Consider the following 21613-nt stretch of genomic DNA (forward strand, 5'->3'; position numbering starts at 1 on the left):
TAAGTTAAGCCGCTGGCGGTGTCGTTTCTATAAACGAAGTACGCTGCATCAGTTTTTGATACAGGCGATCTAAATTCGGATACTGCGCTTGCCATTGAATGTCCGGGAAGCGGAATAATAAATATCCAACAGCGCAACCCACAGCAACGTCTGCCAAAGTCATTTGATTGCCATGACACCAGGCATTTTCACCAAGCAGCTCGGACATTTGACGTAATGCGGTGTCAATTTTTCCCATCTGGCGCTGAACCCAAGTTTGACTCTGCTGTTCTGCAGGACGCAGGGTCAGTTCCAATCTGGCCAAAATACCAGCATCCAAGATGCCATCAGCTAGGGCTTCCCAGGTCTTTACGGTTGCGCGCTCGCGATGATCAGCCGGAATAAGCTTGCTGACAGGGCTCAGGGCATCCGCATACTCGGCAATGACTCTAGAGTCATAAATGGCCTCACCATCGTCCAAAATCAGGCAGGGAACCTTCCCTAGGGGGTTAGATTGGGCGATTTTGGTGTCTGCAGCCCATACATTCTCTAAATGAAGGTCTACATCGAGCTTTTTCTCAGAAAAAACGATGCGTACTTTACGTACATAGGGGCTGGTGAGGGATCCGATTAGTTTCATAAGGCAGAGTATAGCGACCCTGCTGAGGGCTTGCTTGAGCCCAGAACGCATTAAAATTAGCTTTTATTGACATATTCAATGCAAAGGCAATATTCGTGAGTCAGCCGCTTTCTACCCTTAATGCCCTTTCCCCTTTAGATGGTCGCTATGCCGGCAAATTGGATGCTCTGCGTCCATGGCTCTCTGAAGCCGCTTTCATGCGCCAACGTGTTTTTGTGGAAATTCATTGGCTCCTAGCCTTGGCAGCGGCTGGTTTACCAGACGTGCCAAAAATCAGCGCTGCTGATGAAGCTTTTTTATTGTCCTTACCAGAGCAATTCTCTGACGCGGATGCGCAGCGTATTAAAGATATCGAAGCGGTGACCAATCATGATGTCAAAGCGGTTGAATATTTCTTAAAAGAAAAAGTGGCTGGTCGCCCTGATCTTTTAAAAGCTAGCGAATTTATTCACTTTGCCTGCACCTCAGAAGATATCAACAATACATCACACGGTTTGATGTTGCGTGGTGCACGCGATGAAGTATTGCTACCGCAACTGAAAAAAGTTCTTTCCGTGTTGACCGATTTGGCAATTGAAAATGCCAAGGTTCCTTTGTTATCTCGTACGCACGGTCAACCTGCTTCACCAAGCACTTTGGGTAAAGAGATTGCCAATATTGCTAAGCGCTTAGAGCGTGCGATCGAATCTATTGCTGCAGCCCCGTTGCTGGGCAAAATGAATGGTGCGGTAGGTAACTACAACGCACACTTGTCTGCCTACCCTGATTTTGATTGGGAAAATTTTTCCAAGAATGTCGTTGAGAAGCGCTTAGGTCTTACATTTAACCCATACACCATTCAGATTGAGCCGCACGATGGCATGGCACAGTTATTTGATGCGATTGCCCGCGCCAATACCATCCTGTTGGATATGGATCGTGATTTCTGGGCATACATTTCAGTGGGTTATTTCAAGCAGCGCACTAAGGCTGGCGAGATTGGTTCTTCAACCATGCCACACAAAGTCAATCCAATTGATTTTGAAAATTCAGAAGGTAACTTAGGTGTAGCCAATGCTTTGTTGCGTCACCTTGCAGAAAAATTACCGATTTCTCGTTGGCAGCGTGACCTGACCGATTCCACAGTATTGCGTAATTTAGGGCCTGCTTTTGGCCACAGCGTACTTGCATATGACAGCGCATTACGTGGACTAGGTAAGTTAGAAGTTAATCATGCTGCTATTGCTGCCGATTTAGATGAGTGCTGGGAAGTATTGGCCGAGCCAGTGCAGACCGTCATGCGTCGTTATGGCATCGAGAATCCGTATGAGCAATTAAAAGAACTCACTCGCGGCAAAGGTATTAATCAATTAGATTTGCAAAACTTTATTCGCGGCCTGAAGATTCCAGAGGATGCAAAAACGCGCTTACTCGAAATGACGCCATCTTCTTATTTGGGTAAGGCGGTCGAATTGACCGAACGTCTCAAAAAGTGAGTGTGACCTCGAATTCAGAATACGGGGCGCGTCCTCGGTTCTGGTTTGCTGTTTATCAATTGCTGTGGCATCTGTTATTGCCATTAGCCTTCATACGCCTGGTTTGGCGCGCACGCCACTCATTTGCTTATCTCCATCACATTCCTGAGCGCCTTGGCTTTGGGTATGGCAAGCTCATCACCCAGGGATCTATTTGGATTCATGCGGTCTCCGTTGGTGAAACGCGTGCTGCACAGCCATTGATTGAGGCTTATCTTGCACGCGGGGAGTCCATTCTCTTGACGCACATGACCTTGAATGGTCGCCGGACCGGTAAACAGCTCTTTGGGCAGGCAATTGCTGCTGGAAAAATTCGTCAGGTTTATTTGCCCTACGACCTGTGCTGGTCTGTGGAACATTTCTTGCGCAGCTTTAAGCCCAAGTTTGGCCTTTTTATGGAAACCGAAGCGTGGCCAACAGTGGTGTTTCGTTGCAAGGATCTTAGCCTACCATTGTTCTTGGTCAATGCGCGTTTATCGGAGCGCAGCGCGCGTCGCGTGAGCCAATTTGGCAATGCAGGGCGCGCTTTATTTCAGGCCTTTGCTGGTATCTTGGCACAAACTGAATTTGATGCAGAACGCTATCGCAGTTTAGGTGTTCGCAATGTCATTGTTAGTGGAAACCTCAAATTCGATGTCCCATTGGATTCCAAGCTGGTGAAACAAGGCAAGACTTGGCAAGGGGAATTGCATGCAGCCAAGCGTCTCATGGTTTGCGCTGCTAGCACGCGTGATGGTGAGGAGGCAATTATTTTGCGAGCCTGGAAGGGGCTATTACTCAGCAATGCTTTTGAGGTACAACCCCTGTTATGTTTGGTGCCCCGTCATCCAGAGCGTTTTGCAGAGGTCGCCCATCAGATTGAGGCAGCCGGCTTAACATTTCGTCGCCGCACAGAATGGCTGGATACCCCAACAGAGAGTGCCAAGTTGGACGTCGTCTTAGGCAACTCTATGGGCGAGATGCCGATGTACTACAGCGCCTCAGATTTGGTGGTGATGGGCGGTAGCTTATTGCCATTTGGTGGTCAAAACTTGATTGAGGCCTGCGCAGCTGGTTGCCCGGTATTGCTTGGTGAACATACCTACAATTTCCAGCAGGCAGCTTTAGACGCCATTGCCATGGGTGCCGCTAAACGGGTGAACGGGGATTTGTTATTAGGCGAGGCAGTTGCCCTGACTGAGGCTTTAAAGGGCTTACTCTCCAATCGCGCTGAGCTGGCGCAGATGAGTGCGGCTGCGATTGCCTACTCCGTTGAGCATCAAGGGGCAACTAAAAAAATCTTAGCCGCCCTTGATCAACAAAACTTTTCTTTAAGCTAGTAACTGAGTAATTAAACTCGTGCCCCGAAGTTTGGGTCATCATTACGCGCATTGTCATCAGGCTTTTTATCACCTTTAACTAAATCTTCGCGTGTTACACCTAACCACATTGCTAAAGCAGCGGCAACGAAGACGGAAGAGTAGATGCCAAACAAGATGCCAATGGTGAGAGCCAAGGCAAAGTAAAACAATGTAGGGCCACCAAAGATCAACATTGCTAAGACCATCATCTCAGTACTGCCGTGAGTAATGACTGTACGACTAATGGTGCTGGTAATTGCGTTATCGATAATCTCGCGGGTATTCATCTTGCGGTATTTGCGGAAGTTTTCGCGAATACGGTCAAAGATCACGACAGATTCATTAACCGAGTAACCCAGGACTGCAAGAACAGCTGCCAACACAGAGAGCGAGAACTCCCAGTGAAAGAAGGCAAAGAAGCCCAAAATAATCACCACGTCATGCAAGTTCGCGATGATGCCGGCAAGAGCAAATTTCCACTCAAAGCGGAATGAGAGGTAAACCACAATGCCGATAATCACAAAAATCAAGGCTTTGAGGCCATCAATAGCAAGTTCCTGGCCTACCTGCGGACCCACAAACTCAACGCGCTGTAGTTTCACGCCAGTAGTAGCTGGGTCTAATGCCTTCATGACTGCAGTGCTCTGATCTGCCGAGGAAATGAGCTTACCTTCAGTATCTTTTTGTAATGGCAGGCGAATCATGACATCGCGTGAGCTACCAAAGTTTTGAATTTGGGTGTCTGCGTAACCCAGTTTTTCAACTTTAGAGCGAATGGAGTCAAGGGGTGCTGTTTGAGGATAACTCACCTCCATAACAGTGCCGCCAGTAAATTCAATGGAGAGGTGTAGCCCGTTGTGCCAAAGGAAAAAGACGGCGGCTAAAAAGGTAATTAAAGAAATCGCATTGAGCACCAAAGCATGGCGCATGAATGGGATATCTTTTTTGATGCGAAAAAATTCCATGGCTTATTTCTCCTGTGGGCGCCAAACTTGGCCAATCGCGAGCTTTTGAATCTTTTTGTGTCTGCCGTACCAAAGGTTGACAAGACCACGCGAGAAAAAGACAGCTGAGAACATCGAAGTCAAAATACCTAGGCAGTGCACTACCGCAAAGCCCTTAATCGGGCCAGAGCCAAAGGCTAGGAGTGCTAAGCCGGCAATTAAGGTGGTGACGTTTGAATCCAAAATGGTTGCCCATGCTTTATCAAAGCCAACAGCAATTGCTGTTTGTGGTGAAGAGCCATTGCGTAGTTCTTCACGGATACGTTCATTAATTAACACGTTGGAGTCAATCGCCATACCGAGCGCCAGTGCCATCGCAGCAATGCCGGGCAGGGTCAGAGTTGCTTGCAGCATGGACAGTACAGAAATCAGCAGCAATAAGTTCACCGCTAACGCCACTACAGAGAAGGTGCCAAACAATAAGTAATAAGCCACCATGAAAATGGAAATTGCTGTAAATCCAATTAAAAGTGATTTAAAACCCTTTTCAATATTCTCGGCGCCTAAGCTTGGTCCAATCGTACGTTCTTCAATAATCTCCATTGGTGCAGCCAACGAGCCGGCACGGAGTAGAAGCGCCAAGTCATTAGCGCTCTCGGTAGTCGCTTGACCTGTGATTTGGAACTTAGAGCCAAACTCGCCTTGAATAGTGGCGATGGTGAGAACCTCACCTTTGCCTTTTTCAAACAAAATCATTCCCATCGGTTTGCCGATGTTTTCACGGGTCACTTCTTGCATCACGCGACCACCAGTAGCATCTAAAGAGATGTTGACTGCTGGGCGTTGGTTTTGATCAAAGCCAGCGCTGGCATCTGTAATGCTATCGCCACTGAAAATCACGGATTTCTTGAAGACGCCCAGACGATTTTCACCAAAGCGGAATGTATCCATGCCAGGAGGTGGCATTTCGCCAATAGCAATACTGGAGACCAAGGGATCTGCCAAGCGAGATTCCAGGGTAGCGGTACGACCAATGATGTCTTTGGCACGGGCAGTGTCCTGCACACCTGGGAGTTGAACCACAATACGCTCAGCGCCTTGCTGTTGAATCACCGGCTCTTTAACTGCCAATTCATTGACGCGCTTATTGAGCGTAATGATGTTTTGTTTAACGGCATTATCTTGAATTTCTTTTAAAGCCTTGGGCTGAAATTCACCCATCAATTTGACGGCGCCGCCAGAAGTTTTGACTTGCCAAATGAGATCTGGTTGTATGGTTGTCAACAGAGTCTTTGCTTCACTGGCTTCCTCTGCGCTACCAAAGTTAATCGCGATGGAGTCAGCGGTGCGATCAATGCCTTGATGGCGAATTTTTTTATCACGCAATTGACTGCGAATATCTGTTGCTAGTGCTGTCACTTTCTTCTGCACTGCTCCCTTCATATCGACCTGCAGCAGGAAATAAACGCCGCCACGTAAATCGAGGCCCAAAGGCATCGGCAGGGCATTAATAGCATTTAGCCAGCCAGGCGTATTAGATAAGAGGTTGAGTGCAACGGTGTAATTTGGATCATTTTGATCCGCATTCAATTTTTGCTGCAGTAAATCACGTGCACGCAATTGAATATCGGTATCGTTAAAGCGAATCTTGATAGAGCCAACATTACCAGCGCTTTCAAAAAATACGCCAGTGCTATTGATATTGGCATCCGATAGGATTTTTTCTACTTTAGATTCTGTTGCCAAATCCACTTTGATAGTGGGCTTGGCAGAGGAGACTTGAACCGCTGGAGCCTCACCATAGAAATTGGGTAGTGAATAAAGTCCGCCGATCAGTAAAGCAGCGGCGATAACTAAATATTTCCAGAGAGGGTAGCGGTTCATATTGAGATACTTTTAAGCAAACGTATTAAGCAGACTTCAGAGTGCCTTTTGGCAATACTGTAGTGATAGCACCTTTTTGTAATTGCACTTCAGTGCCTGCAGAAATTTCAACGGTAACTACCTGATCTTTTAAGGCAGTTACTTTGCCTAAGATGCCACCAACAGTGACCACTTCATCACCAACTGCCAATGCTTCAAGCATGGCTTTAGTTTCTTTTTGACGCTTCATTTGTGGGCGAATCATGATGAAGTACAACACTGCAAACATCAAAATTAAAGGTAGGAAGCTCATCAAGCCACCAGCATCTGCGCCCGCGGCTGGAGCCTGAGCAAAAGCGTTACTAATCCACATACAAAACCTCCGTTAATTACCAATTGGAAACTGCTTCGTTTTTAGGCTTTCAATAGAAAGCCGTAAACCCGCAATTCTAAACTGTGTGGGGTTTTGAGGGCGATTTGAGGGGGTTTATCCCCCTCTAGGGCTATTAATCCTGTCCAGGCTCGACCCCACGCTGGCGATTGGCGTGGAATTCTTCGCGATATGCGCTAAAACGGTCTTTGCTGAGAGCTTCTCTGACCTCGGCCATGAGCTGAAGGTAATACGAGAGGTTGTGAATAGTGTTGAGTTGCGACCCCAGGATTTCGTTGGCCTTTTGGAGGTGGTTTAAGTAGGATCGAGTGAAATTTTGGCAGGTATAGCAAGCACAGGTAGGATCGAGGGGGCGATCATCGTCTTTATATCCAGAATTGCGCAATTTCAGATCACCAAAACGCGTAAAGAGCCAACCATTGCGGGCATTCCGAGTCGGCATCACGCAGTCAAACATATCAATTCCTAGGCTAACGCCCAGCATCAGGTCTTCCGGTGTGCCAACTCCCATGAGGTAGTGCGGCATGTGTTCAGGTAATTTAGGTGCCGTGAAATTGAGAATCCGCTCAAATTCAGGCTTGGGCTCACCAACAGAAAGACCACCAATCGCAATCCCATCAAATCCTTGTTGACTCACAGCATCCAGCGAAAATTCACGTAGATTTTCGAACATGCCACCTTGGACAATTCCAAAAAGGCCATTACCAGTGTTGAGTTCACGAAAACGTTTAAGTGAGCGGTCACCCCAGCGTAATGACATCTCTAGTGATGCGCGTGCCGTTTTTTCTGAAGTTGGTTGACCCTTAATTTCGTATGGGGTGCACTCATCAAATTGCATCGCGATATCGCTATTTAAAACAGCCTGAATTTCCATTGAGACTTCTGGTGACATAAAGAGTTTGTCGCCATTAATCGGGGAGGCGAAAGTGACACCTTCCTCGGAAATTTTTCTTAAGGCGCCTAGGCTAAATACCTGAAAGCCGCCTGAGTCAGTGAGGATGGGCTTATCCCATCCCATGAAGCGATGCAGACCACCATGTTTTTTGATGACATCTAGTCCGGGGCGCAACCACAGATGAAAAGTGTTCCCTAAAATAATTTGTGCCTTGGCTTCATTGAGATCGCGAGGCGTCATCGCTTTTACAGTGCCATAGGTTCCAACAGGCATGAAGATGGGTGTTTGTACGCTACCGTGCGGGAGATCGAGTTGACCAAGGCGAGCAGGGCTCTGAGAGTCGCGCGCCAAAATATTAAAGTGAACAGGTTTGGTCATATTGTGGTGTTTTCTAGTCGGCAAAGGAACATCGCATCACCATAGCTGAAGAAGCGATATTTTTGATGAATGGCATGTTGGTAAGCTGCGCGGATATTTTCCATGCCAGCAAATGCGCTTACTAACATTAATAAAGTAGATTTTGGTAGGTGAAAGTTGGTGAGCAAGCAATCTACGGTTTTGAATTTAAATCCCGGTGTAATAAACAGATTCGTTTCTCCGCTGCTTTGACCTGTTGCTGCCTGGCTCTCTAGGGCTCGTAGGCTCGTGGTGCCAACGGCAATGACGCGACCACCATTACGTTGAGTATCGGTGATGGCATTCAGCGTTTCTGGTGGAATCGAAAACCATTCATAGTGCATCTTATGTTTAGAAAGATCCTCTTCGCGAACTGGTGTAAACGTTCCTGCACCCACATGCAAAGTGACGCTAGCTTGCGCTACACCCAAATCGCTTAATTGCTGCAAGATGGCTTCATCAAAGTGAAGTCCTGCAGTCGGTGCAGCTACTGCTCCTGGATTTTTAGCGACTACGGTTTGATAGCGTTGTGCGTCTTTGCCATCCGGTTGGTGTTCAATATACGGAGGCAATGGTAGCTCGCCAAACCGCTCAAGCAGAGCAAAAACGTTTTCTGGAAAGCGAACCTCATAAAAGCGCCCGTCATAACCGATCATCTCCACTGGCAAAGACTCACCCGCTTGATTGTGTATGTGCACGATGGAGCCGGTTTTCGGAACCTTGGAGGCCCTAATTTGAACCCAAGCTTGTTGGTCGCCACTAATGCGCTCAATTAGGAGCTCAACATTACCTCCCGTCTCCTTTTTTCCATGAAGTCGGGCTGGAATAACCTTGGTGTCATTAAAGACTAATAAGTCGCCAGCTTTCATCAGACTGAGGATGTCCTTAAACTGTCGGTCTATGAATTGGGCGCAATTTCCCCCGTTTAGCCTGATTTCCAAGAGGCGACTATCGGTTCTATTCGCCAAAGGGTGTTGGGCGATTAGTTCGTCGGGGAGTTCGTAATTGAAGTCGGAGAGTTGCATAGCATTACCATCAGGTATTGGATTTTAACGATGACTACCAAGCAAGCGCCAAACACACTCCAAAAAATGGGTTTAGACAGCCCCATGGCCCTTGCTTTGCACCTGCCATCTCGATATGAGGATGAGACCCAGCTACTTACCATTGAAGAAGCCCTGATTCAGGGAAGGTTTGCCTCGGTTCAAACCCAGGGTGTGGTGATCCGGAATCAAGTCTTATTTCGCCCAAGACGACAAATGTTGGTGACCCTGGAAGATGAGACAGAAACCCTCAATTTACGTTTTCTCAATTTCTACCCTAGTCAGCAAAAGCAGATGGCTGTCGGTAGTCATATTCGGGTACGCGGTGACATTCGGGAAGGATTTCAGGGGCCCGAGATGGTGCATCCAACAGTGCGTGCCGTTGCTCCAGATGCACCGTTACCAACAAGTCTGACACCAGTCTATCCAGCCAGTGCCGGTGTATCGCAAACTATTATTCGCAAGGCGGTAGCTCAAGCATTGCGTGATCCAAGTTTGCAACATAGTTTGGCTGAGTTTTTGCCGCCAGCATTAATGCGAGAAGTGTTGCCAAGTAATGATTGGCCAAACCTACAGGCAGCGATCACGTATTTGCATCAACCCCCAGCAGATGCGGATACGCAATCCTTACTCGAGCGAACTCATCCTGCTTGGCGCAGAGTGCAGTTCGAGGAATTACTCGCTCAACAAATTTCGTTAAAACGTGCACACGCGATTCGACGGGAACGCCATGCCCCCAGTTTTGCTAAGGTGCCTCAAGCTGGCAAAGGCTTAGAGACCGGCTTGATTAATGCTCTGCCGTTTGAGTTAACTCAGGCGCAGATCCGTGTTTGGAACGAAATTGGTGGTGACTTAGCAAAATCGTTTCCGATGAATCGCCTTTTGCAGGGCGATGTGGGAAGCGGAAAAACGATCGTTGCAGCATTAGCTGCGGCGCGCGTAATCGATCATGGCTACCAAGCTGCAGTGATGGCACCAACCGAAATTTTGGCTGAACAACATTACTTGAAGATGAAGGAATGGTTTGAGCCACTGGGCGTCAAAGTTGCCTGGTTGTCCGGTAGCTTGAAGGCAAAGGAAAAGCGGCTGGCTCAAGAAATTATCGAGAGCGGTGAAGCGCAACTGATTATTGGTACCCATGCTTTGATTCAGGAGAGCGTCAGTTTTTCAAAATTGGGTTTGGCAGTGATTGATGAGCAACATCGATTTGGGGTTCGTCAGCGGTTGGAGATTCAGCAACGTCTGGGTTCAGAATTGTTCTACTGCCATCAATTAATGATGTCTGCTACGCCGATACCGCGTACCTTGGCGATGACGTATTACGCTGACTTAGATGTTTCGGTAATTGATGAATTGCCTCCTGGTCGTAAACCGATTGCGACAAAAGTAGTTAAGGCGAGTCGGCGCGATGAGGTGATTAGCGGCTTGCAGAGTTGGTTATCAAAAGGCTTGCAGGCTTATTGGGTATGTCCCTTAATCGAAGAGTCAGAAGTGCTCCAATTGCAAACTGCAGTAGAAAGTTTTGAGCAGCTCACCCAGGCTTTACCAGACTTTAAGGTTGGCTTAGTACATGGGCGATTGAAAGCAGATGAAAAGGCTGCAGTGATGGCAGCCTTTAAAGCGAATGAGATTCAGCTCTTAGTCGCTACCACCGTCATTGAGGTGGGGGTGGATGTGCCAAATGCAGCCTTGATGGTGATTGAGCATGCTGAGCGCTTTGGCTATGCTCAGATTCATCAGTTACGGGGCCGGGTAGGCCGCGGCTCTGCTGATTCAGTATGCATTCTGATGTATGCGGAACCCTTATCAATGGCGGCGAAAGAGCGTTTGCAAACCTTGCGCGAGACTTCTGATGGCTTTGTCATTGCTGAGCGCGATTTATCTCTACGTGGACCAGGTGAGCTTTTAGGGGCCAAGCAATCTGGCGATGCGATGTTGCGTTTTGTGGATCTGGGGCGGGACGCTTGGTTGATTGAATTGGCTCAGCAAGCTGCTGATCGCTTATTAGCAAATCATGGGGATGTCGTTGAGCGGCATTTAGAGCGCTGGCTGGGTTCGCGCGCAGAATTCCTAAAGGCATAATGCACCCATGACTGTTCGTGAGCGCCTTACTTCTTATGCTTATCTCATCCGTTTAGATAAGCCAATTGGAACACTCTTACTCTTATGGCCTACGTTATGGGCTTTATGGCTGGCTAGTTCAGGTATGCCAGATCTAGGTATCTTATGTATTTTTGTTGTGGGGACCTTTTTAATGCGTAGTGCAGGATGTGCCATCAACGATTATGCAGATCGCGACTTTGATCGTTATGTGCAAAGAACAAAAGGGCGTCCAGTGACTAGCGGCAAGATTTCTGGCAAAGAAGCTGTGGCGGTGGCTGCTGGCCTGGCCCTGATTGCCTTCTTATTGATTTGGCCTTTGAATCTATTTACTAAAGAACTCTCTGTCTTTGCTTTATTGGTAGCTTTTATATACCCCTTTACCAAGCGCTTCTTTGCAATTCCGCAAGCTATTCTGGGAATTGCCTTTGGTTTTGGTATTCCCATGGCCTACGCTGCTATTTTGAACTTTATTCCCCTAGAGGCATGGGTCTTATTTATCGGAAATATTTTTTGGGCGATCGCTTATGACACTGCCTATGCCATGGTTGATCGAGAGGATGATTTGCGTTTAGGTTTACGAACCTCGGCAATTACTTTTGGTCGATTTGACGTCTTAGCGATTGCAGCAAGCTACGGGATCCTTTTTGTTAGCCAGCTCTGGGTGGCTCATTTGGCGCAGCTCAGTAACTATTTTCTAGTGGGTTGGATTGCTGCCTTGGCCTGCGCGATCTACCATCTCAAACTAGTATCCACCAGAGGTCGTGAAGAGTGCTTTTTGGCTTTTCGCCACAACAACTGGTTAGGCGGATTTTTATTTTTAGGAATCGTCTTGGGTCTAAGTCTGAACTAATTTAGCTCTGGCCTAATTCATCACCCATTGCTTTGCCACGCTGACTGGCAGCATCAATTGCCTTCTCTAGAATTTCATGCCAGCCGTGTTGTTTCATAACCTCGAGTGCCGCAGCAGTGGTGCCGCCTTTTGAGGTAACGCGTTCGCGTAAAACACCCGCCTGCTCATCCGAGTTATGGGCTAACTGCGTTGCGCCCTCAAGGGTTGCATAAGCTAATTTACGGGCAGTTTGTGCATCTAAACCCAGCTTCTCACCTGCTGATTGCATGGCTTCTAAAAAGGCGAAGACATAAGCAGGACCACTTCCGGAAACTGCTGTGACGGCATCCATGAGCTTCTCCTCAGATACCCAAACAGCTTGACCTACCGCATTACAAATTGTTTCTGCAAGTGCGCGGTCAGATGAATCAACTGCGCTATCGGCAAACAAGCCAGTAATGCCCTTGCCAATTAATGCTGGCGTATTGGGCATAGCGCGTACGCAACGAGTGTGGTCTAGCCAGCGACTCATATCCTTAAGACGAATACCGGCAGCAATACTCAAAATCAATGGTCCGGGCGCTGTAGCGTGTTTCAGTTTGGCTGCTAGACCTTTGGCAACAACATTAAAGTCTTGCGGTTTGATAGCCATCACTACGACATTATTTTTGCTAAAGTCAAAGGCAATTTGCTCCAAGGCACCAATGCCTTGTACGCCAAAATCTTCATATAGCTTTAATGCAGTTGATGCATTTGCCTCAACAACAGAAATTTGATTCGGTTCAAAGCCGTTAGCAAGGAGGCCGCTGATGAGGGCGCGCCCCATATTGCCGCCGCCGATAAAGGTAATGTGTGCGTTGTTGTATGTGCTCATGCAGTAATCTTATCGCGCTTCCCAAAAATCGCTGTGCCAACACGAACCATCGTGCTTCCTTGGGCAATCGCCGCTTCTAAATCATCTGACATTCCCATGGATAAGGTGTCAAAGAACTGGTAGCCAGGATCGCTAAAGTGCTTTGCTTGTATATGTGCAAAGCACTCCCGAACAGCAGCAAAAGCTTGGTTTTGAATCTGAGGGTCAGGGTTGGGGGCGGGTATTGCCATGACGCCCCTCAGAACGAGATTCGGGAGTTTGCTGATGGCGTCACATAGCGCCTCTGTCTCGTGAAGAGGGACTCCGCTTTTGCTATCCTCTTCGCTCACATTGACTTGTACGCAAACTTGCAAGGGTCCGAGACTCGGAAACTCCCCTCGTTGGGCAGATAGGCGTTCTGCGATTTTGAGGCGATCAATACTGTGCACCCAGTCAAAGTGCTCCGCCACATCCCTTGTTTTGTTGCTTTGCAAAGGACCAATGAAATGCCATATCAACCAAGGGCGTAATTTTTCCAGTTGTACAATTTTTGCAACTGCCTCTTGAACATAATTTTCGCCAAAGGCAGATTGTCCAGCATGCATAGCCTCTTCAATCGCAGAGGCGGGAAAAGTTTTGCTGACTGCTAAGAGTTCAATATCCTCAGGTTCGCGCTGAGCAGCAATGGCTGCTAACTCGATGCGCTCTCTAACCTGAATGAGATTAACAATAATAGGGTTCATTGAGCCCGTGCTGGATTGTGGATGAGCTGATCTACGATCTCAATCCAATGGAGTACCGGAGTATCTTCTTGTTGGAGATGGGTAATGCAGCCAATATTTCCAGAAACAATGACTTCGGCACCAGATTCTTCGCAAGCCGCATTCAAATGGGCCAATTTATTTTTACGCAATTGCTCTGAAAGCTCAGGCTGTGTCACTGAATAAGTGCCAGCAGAACCACAGCATAAATGACTGTCATTACATAAGCGTACGCCAATACCAATACTAGAAAGCAGGCCCTCAACCTTGCCGCGAATTTGTTGTCCGTGCTGCAGGGTGCAAGGAGGATGGTAAACAACGCCAGGCTTTTGGTCGGAGCCGATGAGCGCGATTAATTCATCTTGCAAAGTAGGAAGAATTTCAGCGATGTCTTTAGTGAGCTCTGAAATCTTTTGAGCCTTAGTGGCATATGCAGGGTCATTTGCAAGTAAATGACCATAATCTTTCACCATGACGCCGCAACCCGATGCCGTCATCACAATTGCCTCAACTCCACTTTCAATCAGTGGCCACCAAGCATCAATATTTTGCTTGGCATTGTCTAAGCCTCCGGCTTGATCATTGAGGTGATAGCGCAGTGCACCACAGCAGCTTGCATTAGGTGCGCTAATCAGTTGAATCTTGAGAGCATCTAAAACTCTTGCGGATGCAGAGTTGATATTGGGCAACATTCCTGGTTGTACGCACCCCTCAAGGATGAGCATTTTGCGAGCATGCGCAGTGTTAGGCCGTGCATGGGGATTCGTGCTTTGATTTAAGGCTTTATTTTTAGTAAGCGGGATCTTGCGCTGAATGCTGCTTGGCATGAGTGGGCGCACTAAGCGTCCTAAGGCCATGGCTGAATTAAAGAGTGCTGGTGTAGTCAGCCCCTCTTTCAGAGCCCAGCGAGTGAGGCGTTGGGCAAGTGGCCGCACTGGCGTATTTTCTTCAGCCCATTTACGACCAATGTCCACGAGATTGCCGTATTGCACTCCGCTCGGACAGGTGCTTTCGCAATTGCGGCAAGTGAGACAGCGATCTAAGTGAAGCCGTGTTTTTTCAGTCGGCGCCTGGCCTTCAGCCATTTGCTTGATGAGGTAGATGCGACCACGAGGGCCATCGAGTTCATCGCCCAGTAGTTGGTAGGTGGGGCAGGTGGCAGTACAGAAACCACAATGAACGCATTTGCCCAAAATACGGGCTGCCTCTATACCTTCGGGTGTATTGGCGAATTGAGGGGCGAGTTGAGTTTGCATAGAAATACTTATGGAAGACGTTTAGTGGCAAATACACCGGCTGGATCAAAGGCGGATCTGAGGCGCTCCTGAATGGCAACGAGTGCTGTTGAGTGGGCTTGCTCACTTAACAGAGTAAAGCGCTCAAATGCAGGATTGACATCAGCACCCTGTCTAAAGCGGGTGACGTGGCCGCCGTGGCTATTCACCAGTTTTTTGATTGCAGTAAAAGTTACTTCATCACCAGCCGCTTTTATCCAGCGCTGTTGACCGTGCCACTCTAATACCAACTCATTGCTGCTGTTGGGGACGACGAGGGGCCCGCAGGCTGCTGGTAGAGCTAGGCGATACAAAGTTTGATCAGCAGCAAGATTCGTAAATGAGGCAAGCCTTTGTTCGCGCAAATCATTCCAAAATTGTTCTGCCTCTTCTGGCGCAATTTCATGTGCGCCTACTAATGAACTCATCAGAGGAATCGCTGCCTTTACAGCAGCAGCAGCGCCAGCAAGGCGAATAGTGAGTTCATCATCCCCCATTTTTTCCGTACCAACCCAGCAGCTGGCTGATAGCGGTAAAGGCTGGCCTGCCCATTCGTTCAATATCTTTAATGCTTTTTCTTGGCTGATTTGGCAGCGCAAAGTAGCGCTGGCAGCAGGCTTTGGCAAAACCTTTACAGACGCTTCTAGTAGGAGTGAGAGCGTTCCCATGGATCCTGGCAGCAAGCGAGATACGTCATAACCAGCAACATTCTTCATGACTTTGCCGCCGAAAGAAAGGTCCCGGCCTTTGCCGTCCAGGATGCGTGCGCCCAAGACAAAATCACGGAAGTTGCCGACGCTGATGCGTCCGGGGCCGGCGAGCCCTGCGGCAATAGCGCCACCAAAAGTCGCTTGCGCGCCAAAATGCGGCGGCTCAAATGCGAGCACCTGATTTTTTTCTTTGAGAGCCGCTTCAATTTCCTGGAGTGGTGTTCCAGCACAAGCGGTAATAACCAATTCTTCTGGTTGGTATTCCAAGATGCCTGAATAGCTGCGAGTGTTAAGTTTTTCAAATGTATTGGAGTTGCCGTACCAAGACTTGGTGCCGCCACCTTCAATTGAAAGCGATGTTTTGTTCTTAGCTGCGGCCAGGATCTGTTCGCGGAAAGCATTAATTTGTGGGCTGGAGAGACTCATTAGAAGCGCTCCAATTCTGGATGAGGCAGATTGCCGCCGCTGATACGCATACGTCCATATTCAGCGCAGCGGTTCAAGGTCGGAATCGCCTTATCTGGGTTTAGAAGTTTTTCTGGATCAAATGCAGCTTTAACTCCCCAGAAAGATTCACGCTCACCTTCGCCAAATTGAACACACATAGAGTTAATCTTTTCAATACCTACGCCATGCTCGCCTGTGATGGTACCGCCTAATTCAACGCAAGCCTCTAGAATTTCGGTACCAAACTCTTCTGCGCGATGCCATTCATCTTGATCAGCGCCGTTAAATAAGATCAGCGGGTGCATATTGCCATCACCTGCATGAAAGACATTCAAGCAGCCTAGGCCATATTTCTTTTCCATCCCCTGAATGCGTTTGAGGAGGGTGGCAATGTGACGACGTGGAATAGTACCATCCATACAGTAGTAGTCTGCAGCAAGTCGCCCAGCCGCAGGGAATGCATTTTTACGACCACTCCAAAACTTCAGACGCTCAGACTCATCTTTCGAAATGCGAATACCACTAGCACCAGACTCTTCTAGAACTTTTGTCATGCGCTCGATTTCTTCTGCAACTTCTTCTGGCGTCCCGTCAGACTCGCAAAGTAGGATAGCTTCGGCTTCTAAGTCATAGCCTGCATGAACAAACTCTTCAACAGCGCGAGTAGTAGCTTTATCCATCATCTCCAGGCCTGCTGGAATAATGCCGGCAGCAATAATGGCAGCAACAGCATTGCCACCTTTTTCAATGTCGTCAAAGCTTGCCATAATGACGCGTGCTAATTTGGGCTTGGCTACGAGCTTAACAGTGACCTCAGTCACAACTGCCAACATGCCTTCGCTACCCATCATGATCGCAAGCAAATCCAAACCAGGGGAATCAGGCGCAAGACTGCCGAACTCAACGATCTCTCCATTCATGAGCACACCACGAACACGCAAGACATTGTGGAGTGTTAAGCCATATTTCAAACAATGTACGCCACCAGAATTTTCATTTACATTGCCGCCAATAGAGCAAGCTATTTGGGATGAAGGATCTGGTGCGTAATACAAACCCAAGTGACCGACTGCTTCAGAGATTGCTAGATTGCGAACCCCAGGCTGAACAACAGCAGTGCGAGTAAAGGGGTCGATACTCAGAATCTTTTTCAGCTTGGCGAGCGAGAGAACGAGGCCTTGGGACAATGGCATGGCACCACCAGATAATCCGGTGCCAGATCCACGCGGCACCACGGGAATTTTCATCTCAAAGCAAATTTTGAGGATTTGGGCAACCTGAGCCTCTGTTTCAGGTAAGGCAACAGCTAAAGGCATGCGGCGATAGGCTGCCAAACCATCACATTCATAGGGAATAGTGTCTTCCGGCTCCCAAAGTAGGGCATGTTCCGGGAGGATGGGGCGCAGGGCCGCAACCAATTTTGATTGAAGAGCGCTAATAGCGGCCAAATCGGGGGGCGGGGTCACCATATTCATAACAATCATTTTAGCCATTTACCTATAATTAAGCTCATGGGAAATCGACTATCAAAAATCGCCACTAGAACGGGTGATGCCGGGATGACGGGTCTTGGAGACGGCAGTCGCGTCGAGAAGGACCATTTGCGTATTTGTGCCATGGGTGATGTCGATGAGCTCAATTCAGAAATCGGCGTCTTAATGACAGAAGATATTCCCGAAAGTATTGCTGGCGAGCTTAAAACCCTGTTTTTACAAATTCAGCATGATTTATTCGACTTGGGTGGTGAGTTGTGTATTCCCAATTACAAGTTGCTCAATCCTGAGCATGTTGCCCAGCTCGATATTTGGCTCGAAAAATATAACCAGACTCTGCCCCCATTAACCGAATTTATTCTTCCAGGCGGTACTCGCGCTGCAGCCCAAGCACATGTTTGCCGCACAGTTTGCAGAAGAGCAGAACGCTCAATCGTGCGCTTAGGTTGGGAAGAACCTTTATATGATGCTCCGCGCCAATACGTCAACCGTTTATCAGATCTGTTATTTGTTCTGGCCCGTGTTTTAAATCGCGCAGCCGGTGGAACAGATGTTCTTTGGAAGCACGAAAAAAAAGAGACTAAATAAATTAGTCTCTTTTAGATCTGCTTGTGGGTATTCTCACAAATTATTTTTTTTGACCTCTGCGTTTTTTCACTGCAGTTGCAAGACGTTCTAGCACTTTCACTGAATCATCCCAGTTAATGCAGGCATCGGTAATGCTTTTGCCGTACTCAAGCTTGCTAGGATCATCTTTTCCAGGGGTAAATTTCTGTGCGCCATCGTTGAGGTGACTCTCAACCATGACACCAAAGATTTGATGTGAGCCAGCTTCAATTTGTTGTGCAACATCATCGGCCACAATAATCTGACGCTCATGTTTCTTGCTGGAGTTGGCGTGTGATAAATCAACCATCAGGCTGGCTGGAAGCTTGGCTGCTTCAAGCTCAGCGCAAGCTGCCTGTACAAATTTGGCTTCATAATTTGGCTCTTTACCGCCGCGCAAAATAACATGACAGTCTTTGTTGCCTTTGGTTTCGACAACGGATACTTGACCATTCTTATGAACGGATAAAAAGTGGTGGGGGCGACCAGCTGCTTGAATCGCATCAGTGGCAATCTTGATATTGCCATCGGTACCATTTTTAAATCCAATCGGCGCGGATAAACCTGAGGCAAGCTCACGGTGAACTTGGCTCTCTGTTGTACGTGCTCCAATTGCACCCCATGAAATGAGGTCAGCAATGTATTGCGGAGAAATGACATCTAAGAATTCACTGCCGGCTGGCATGCCAAGACGATTGATTTCCATCAGTACTTGGCGAGCAAGGCGGAGGCCTTCTTCAATGCGATAGGACTCATCAAGGTATGGGTCATTAATTAAACCTTTCCAACCGACGGTTGTGCGAGGCTTTTCAAAATAGACGCGCATAACAATTTCTAGCTCTCCTGCAAAACGCTCGCGTTCAGCTAAGAGTCGTTGGCAATATTCAAGGGCTGCTCTTGGATCGTGAATGGAGCAAGGTCCAATAATGACAAGCAAGCGATCATCTTTTCCATGAATGATGTCGCGAATTTTTTTGCGAGTTTTGCTGATCAGCGCTTCGGTTGGGGTTCCAGAGATTGGAAAGAAGCGAATGAGGTGCTCTGGAGGTGGCAGAACAGCAATCTTGTCAATGCGTTGATCGTCAGTGTCCGACGTTTTATCAACGGCGGAGTACCAATTTGCGGGATTCGTATTTTGTTGGCTCATACGGCTATTTTAAGCCGTATTTGAACAAAATCAGACAGTTCCACCGACGGTAAGGCTGTCAATCCTTAAAGTGGGCTGTCCAACCCCAACAGGTACGCTTTGACCTTCCTTGCCACAAACCCCAATTCCACCATCTAATTTAAGGTCGTTTCCGATCATGGAGACCTGTTTTAAGGATTCGGGGCCGCTGCCAATAATGGTGGCTCCTTTGACTGGGTATTGAATTTTTCCGTTTTCAACCCAGTAAGCCTCTGACGCAGAAAAGACAAATTTTCCGCTGGTGATATCTACTTGGCCGCCACCAAAATTAACAGCGTAGAGCCCACGTTTGATGCTTGCCACGATTTCTTGGGGATCATCCTTACCAGCCAACATATAGGTGTTGGTCATCCTGGGCATTGGTAAAGATGCAAAACTCTCGCGACGTCCATTGCCGGTTAATGGCATTTTCATGAGACGCGCATTCAGACTATCTTGAATATAGCCCTTCAGAATTCCATCTTCTATGAGCGTAGTGCACTGAGTGGGTGTGCCTTCGTCATCAATATTGAGTGAGCCTCTACGTCCAGATAGGGTACCGTCGTCCACTACTGTGACGCCTTTAGCAGCAACCCGTTGGCCAATGCGACCCGCAAATGCAGAGGAGCCTTTGCGATTGAAGTCGCCTTCGAGTCCATGACCAACTGCTTCATGTAGTAGAACGCCAGGCCAGCCAGGACCCATCACAACCGTCATCGGTCCGGCAGGGGCTGGACGGGATTCAAGGTTTACTAAAGCGCCATCGACTGCCTCATCTACATAACGATTGATGAGCTCTGCATCAAAGTACAAATAGTCATGACGAGCACCACCACCAGATGAGCCGGATTCGCGACGCCCATTTTGTTCTGCAATCACATGGACAGAAACGCGTACCAGCGGTCGAATATCTGCTGCCAGTAGACCATCAGCTCTGGCTACCAAGACAACGTCAAATTCGCCTGCTAAGCTCGCCATCACTTGAATGATGCGAGGGTCACGGGCTTTTGCGCGGCGTTCGATGCTTTCGAGTAAAGCAATTTTTTCTTTTGGCTGCAAAGAATCTAGTGGATTGATATCGGAGTACAGCTTATTGGATAGCGGGTTAAATAGTTTGCTGGCTAAGGCCTGTTTTCCGCCCTGAGGGCCAATGACGCGGGTCGCTTTTGCGGCCTTACTTAAGGCTTCTAAATTAATTTCATCTGAATACGCAAAAGCAGTTTTGTCGCCATAGATTGCGCGCACGCCAACGCCTTGATCAATATTAAAACTACCGGATTTAACGATGCCTTCTTCAAGGCTCCAGCTTTCGCTACGGGTATGTTGAAAATATAAATCCGCATCATCTAGTTGATGCGCAAACATATTGCCAAAAGTGCGATGTAAATCCTGCTCGGATAGTCCGGTAGGCTCAAGCAGAATGGATTTAGCTAGTTTGATTAAGTCTGCCTGCTTTTTGGCTTTGGTCCAATTAGCGGGAAATAGTGCTTCTGGTGCATTCATGTGTTTAGGCAGATCTTTCGGTAATTAAAGCTTACGATGTGCAAGTGCTGGTAACTGAGAGCGTACCTCGTTTAATTTATTTTTGCTTAATACCCCAGAGATAAACCCTGATCCTTCAGGAAGATCTGCCAATATCTCTCCCCAGGGATCGATCAGCATGCTATGACCCCAGGTGCGGCGTTGGTTTGGATGGAGGCCTCCCTGAGCGGAGGAGAGTACATAGCACTGGTTTTCGATGGCGCGAGCGCGTAACAAAATTTCCCAATGGGCTTTGCCGGTGGTGTAGGTAAATGCCGCAGGGATGATGTGGCAATCCACTGTGCCTAGCGCACGATAAAGCTCAGGAAAGCGCAAGTCATAGCAAATACTTAATCCAAAAATCCACTCTTGATCCAAGAGTCTGATCTTGAGAATGCCTGGTGTATCCCCTGCTTCAATCGTCTCCGATTCTTGATAGCGCTCAGTTTGGGTTTGAAACCCAAACAGATGAATCTTGTCGTAGCGAGCCATTTGCTTGCCAAGCGGGTCAAATACCAGAGTGGTATTAAGAACCTTATTGGGATCATCAGCCTCCAGAGGAATTGTCCCTGCTACTAAATAGATCTGATGCTCTTTTGCTAATTGCGATAGTTGGTTTTGGATTGGCCCATCCCCAAATTTTTCTCTTGCCAGCACCTTGTCTTTATCTTTTAAGCCCATCAGGCAAAAATACTCTGGCAGAACGATGACTTTAGCGCCATCGTTTGCAGCGGCTTGAATTAATTGTCCTGCGGTATCGAGGTTCTCCTGAACGCTAGGAGTAGAGATCATCTGAATGGAGGCAATCTTAAGTTCCGCTGTGCTGGCAGGTATGCTCATAAGAAA

Annotated in this window: 19 protein-coding genes; 5 read left to right on the forward strand and 14 right to left on the reverse strand. The window is 47.9% G+C overall.

Features of this window, described 5'->3' with window-relative positions:
• Window positions 1-4 precede the first annotated feature (4 nt).
• On the reverse strand, window positions 5-619 hold the full coding sequence (locus ICN24_RS09110; RefSeq protein WP_216223231.1) for a glutathione S-transferase: 615 nt from the start codon (window positions 617-619) through the stop codon (window positions 5-7).
• Between the two features lie 95 nt (window positions 620-714).
• On the opposite strand from ICN24_RS09110, the gene purB reads away from it, so the two are divergent.
• Window positions 715-2094, forward strand: coding sequence for an adenylosuccinate lyase (gene purB, locus ICN24_RS09115; RefSeq protein ID WP_216223232.1), 1380 nt, complete (start codon window positions 715-717; stop codon window positions 2092-2094).
• The gene (locus tag ICN24_RS09120; RefSeq protein WP_216223234.1) at window positions 2091-3452 is read left to right on the forward strand and encodes a 3-deoxy-D-manno-octulosonic acid transferase; all 1362 of its coding nucleotides are present in this window, start codon (window positions 2091-2093) and stop codon (window positions 3450-3452) included. Before purB ends, ICN24_RS09120 begins: the two co-directional genes overlap by 4 nt.
• An 11-nt stretch (window positions 3453-3463) precedes the next feature.
• Here the strand turns inward: ICN24_RS09120 and secF are convergent, their stop codons facing one another.
• The 5 genes from secF to queA form a co-directional block, all read right to left on the reverse strand.
• On the reverse strand, window positions 3464-4438 hold the full coding sequence (gene secF / locus ICN24_RS09125; RefSeq protein WP_216223235.1) for a protein translocase subunit SecF: 975 nt from the start codon (window positions 4436-4438) through the stop codon (window positions 3464-3466).
• A gap of 3 nt (window positions 4439-4441) precedes the next feature.
• The gene (gene secD / locus ICN24_RS09130; RefSeq protein WP_216223238.1) at window positions 4442-6301 is read right to left on the reverse strand and encodes a protein translocase subunit SecD; all 1860 of its coding nucleotides are present in this window, start codon (window positions 6299-6301) and stop codon (window positions 4442-4444) included.
• A 25-nt stretch (window positions 6302-6326) separates the two neighbouring features.
• Window positions 6327-6653: a preprotein translocase subunit YajC gene (gene yajC / locus ICN24_RS09135; protein WP_216223239.1), complete on the reverse strand. Its 327-nt coding sequence runs from the start codon at window positions 6651-6653 to the stop codon at window positions 6327-6329.
• A 133-nt stretch (window positions 6654-6786) separates the two neighbouring features.
• Window positions 6787-7944 (reverse strand): tRNA guanosine(34) transglycosylase Tgt, encoded by a 1158-nt coding sequence (gene tgt / locus ICN24_RS09140; RefSeq protein WP_216223240.1) that lies wholly within the window; start codon window positions 7942-7944, stop codon window positions 6787-6789.
• The gene (gene queA, locus ICN24_RS09145; protein ID WP_216223241.1) at window positions 7941-8987 is read right to left on the reverse strand and encodes a tRNA preQ1(34) S-adenosylmethionine ribosyltransferase-isomerase QueA; all 1047 of its coding nucleotides are present in this window, start codon (window positions 8985-8987) and stop codon (window positions 7941-7943) included. The genes tgt and queA overlap by 4 nt, the downstream gene beginning before the upstream one ends.
• Before the next feature lie 30 nt (window positions 8988-9017).
• Between queA and recG the strand changes: the two genes are divergently transcribed.
• Entirely contained in the window at window positions 9018-11087 is a 2070-nt protein-coding gene (recG, locus tag ICN24_RS09150) for an ATP-dependent DNA helicase RecG (RefSeq protein ID WP_216223242.1), read from the forward strand.
• 7 nt (window positions 11088-11094) lie between these two features.
• A complete protein-coding gene (gene ubiA, locus ICN24_RS09155) occupies window positions 11095-11958 on the forward strand; it encodes a 4-hydroxybenzoate octaprenyltransferase (protein WP_216223243.1) in 864 nt (287 codons plus the stop codon).
• A gap of 1 nt (window position 11959) precedes the next feature.
• On the opposite strand, the gene proC is transcribed toward ubiA, so the two are convergent.
• Genes proC through ICN24_RS09180 form a run of 5 tightly spaced genes read right to left on the reverse strand, consistent with a single transcriptional unit; the run spans window position 11960 to window position 17451 of the window.
• Entirely contained in the window at window positions 11960-12811 is an 852-nt protein-coding gene (gene proC / locus ICN24_RS09160; RefSeq protein ID WP_216223249.1) for a pyrroline-5-carboxylate reductase, read from the reverse strand.
• The gene (locus tag ICN24_RS09165; protein WP_216223256.1) at window positions 12808-13533 is read right to left on the reverse strand and encodes a YggS family pyridoxal phosphate-dependent enzyme; all 726 of its coding nucleotides are present in this window, start codon (window positions 13531-13533) and stop codon (window positions 12808-12810) included. Before ICN24_RS09165 ends, proC begins: the two co-directional genes overlap by 4 nt.
• The gene (gene glcF / locus ICN24_RS09170; RefSeq protein ID WP_216223257.1) at window positions 13530-14807 is read right to left on the reverse strand and encodes a glycolate oxidase subunit GlcF; all 1278 of its coding nucleotides are present in this window, start codon (window positions 14805-14807) and stop codon (window positions 13530-13532) included. Before glcF ends, ICN24_RS09165 begins: the two co-directional genes overlap by 4 nt.
• Window positions 14808-14815: 8 nt before the next feature.
• Window positions 14816-15961: a glycolate oxidase subunit GlcE gene (gene glcE / locus ICN24_RS09175; protein ID WP_216223266.1), complete on the reverse strand. Its 1146-nt coding sequence runs from the start codon at window positions 15959-15961 to the stop codon at window positions 14816-14818.
• Window positions 15961-17451, reverse strand: a complete 1491-nt coding sequence (locus ICN24_RS09180; protein WP_216223670.1) for an FAD-linked oxidase C-terminal domain-containing protein — start codon at window positions 17449-17451, stop codon at window positions 15961-15963. The genes glcE and ICN24_RS09180 overlap by 1 nt, the downstream gene beginning before the upstream one ends.
• 42 nt (window positions 17452-17493) lie before the next feature.
• Here ICN24_RS09180 and ICN24_RS09185 point away from each other — a divergent pair, with 42 nt between their 5' ends.
• Window positions 17494-18063 carry a cob(I)yrinic acid a,c-diamide adenosyltransferase gene (locus ICN24_RS09185; RefSeq protein ID WP_216223268.1) on the forward strand — a complete coding sequence of 190 codons (570 nt, stop codon included), beginning with the start codon at window positions 17494-17496 and terminating at the stop codon, window positions 18061-18063.
• A 40-nt stretch (window positions 18064-18103) separates the two neighbouring features.
• Here the strand turns inward: ICN24_RS09185 and ICN24_RS09190 are convergent, their stop codons facing one another.
• Genes ICN24_RS09190 through ICN24_RS09200 form a run of 3 tightly spaced genes read right to left on the reverse strand, consistent with a single transcriptional unit; the run spans window position 18104 to window position 21607 of the window.
• A complete protein-coding gene (locus tag ICN24_RS09190) occupies window positions 18104-19228 on the reverse strand; it encodes a 3-deoxy-7-phosphoheptulonate synthase (RefSeq protein WP_216223271.1) in 1125 nt (374 codons plus the stop codon).
• Between the two features lie 30 nt (window positions 19229-19258).
• Window positions 19259-20749, reverse strand: coding sequence for a metalloprotease TldD (gene tldD, locus ICN24_RS09195; protein ID WP_255532638.1), 1491 nt, complete (start codon window positions 20747-20749; stop codon window positions 19259-19261).
• A gap of 24 nt (window positions 20750-20773) precedes the next feature.
• Window positions 20774-21607, reverse strand: a complete 834-nt coding sequence (locus ICN24_RS09200) for a carbon-nitrogen hydrolase family protein (protein ID WP_216223273.1) — start codon at window positions 21605-21607, stop codon at window positions 20774-20776.
• Window positions 21608-21613: the final 6 nt, after the last annotated feature.

Source organism: Polynucleobacter sp. UK-Kesae-W10 (assembly GCF_018881575.1).
In the GTDB taxonomy this organism is placed as follows: Bacteria; Pseudomonadota; Gammaproteobacteria; order Burkholderiales; family Burkholderiaceae; genus Polynucleobacter.

Bases quoted from the DNA above. Each gene is read 5' to 3' on its own strand.
- ICN24_RS09180 (WP_216223670.1), bottom strand. From the start codon at position 17,451: ATGGTGACCCCGCCCCCCGATTTGGCCGCTATTAGCGCTCTTCAATCA.
- proC (WP_216223249.1), bottom strand. From the start codon at position 12,811: ATGAGCACATACAACAACGCACACATTACCTTTATCGGCGGCGGCAAT.
- queA (WP_216223241.1), bottom strand. From the start codon at position 8,987: ATGCAACTCTCCGACTTCAATTACGAACTCCCCGACGAACTAATCGCC.
- tgt (WP_216223240.1), bottom strand. From the start codon at position 7,944: ATGACCAAACCTGTTCACTTTAATATTTTGGCGCGCGACTCTCAGAGC.
- ICN24_RS09200 (WP_216223273.1), bottom strand. From the start codon at position 21,607: ATGAGCATACCTGCCAGCACAGCGGAACTTAAGATTGCCTCCATTCAG.
- ICN24_RS09185 (WP_216223268.1), top strand. From the start codon at position 17,494: ATGGGAAATCGACTATCAAAAATCGCCACTAGAACGGGTGATGCCGGG.
- ICN24_RS09165 (WP_216223256.1), bottom strand. From the start codon at position 13,533: ATGAACCCTATTATTGTTAATCTCATTCAGGTTAGAGAGCGCATCGAG.
- secF (WP_216223235.1), bottom strand. From the start codon at position 4,438: ATGGAATTTTTTCGCATCAAAAAAGATATCCCATTCATGCGCCATGCT.
- tldD (WP_255532638.1), bottom strand. From the start codon at position 20,749: ATGAATGCACCAGAAGCACTATTTCCCGCTAATTGGACCAAAGCCAAA.
- glcF (WP_216223257.1), bottom strand. From the start codon at position 14,807: ATGCAAACTCAACTCGCCCCTCAATTCGCCAATACACCCGAAGGTATA.
- ICN24_RS09110 (WP_216223231.1), bottom strand. From the start codon at position 619: ATGAAACTAATCGGATCCCTCACCAGCCCCTATGTACGTAAAGTACGC.
- yajC (WP_216223239.1), bottom strand. From the start codon at position 6,653: ATGTGGATTAGTAACGCTTTTGCTCAGGCTCCAGCCGCGGGCGCAGAT.
- ubiA (WP_216223243.1), top strand. From the start codon at position 11,095: ATGACTGTTCGTGAGCGCCTTACTTCTTATGCTTATCTCATCCGTTTA.
- glcE (WP_216223266.1), bottom strand. From the start codon at position 15,961: ATGAGTCTCTCCAGCCCACAAATTAATGCTTTCCGCGAACAGATCCTG.
- recG (WP_216223242.1), top strand. From the start codon at position 9,018: ATGACTACCAAGCAAGCGCCAAACACACTCCAAAAAATGGGTTTAGAC.
- secD (WP_216223238.1), bottom strand. From the start codon at position 6,301: ATGAACCGCTACCCTCTCTGGAAATATTTAGTTATCGCCGCTGCTTTA.
- ICN24_RS09190 (WP_216223271.1), bottom strand. From the start codon at position 19,228: ATGAGCCAACAAAATACGAATCCCGCAAATTGGTACTCCGCCGTTGAT.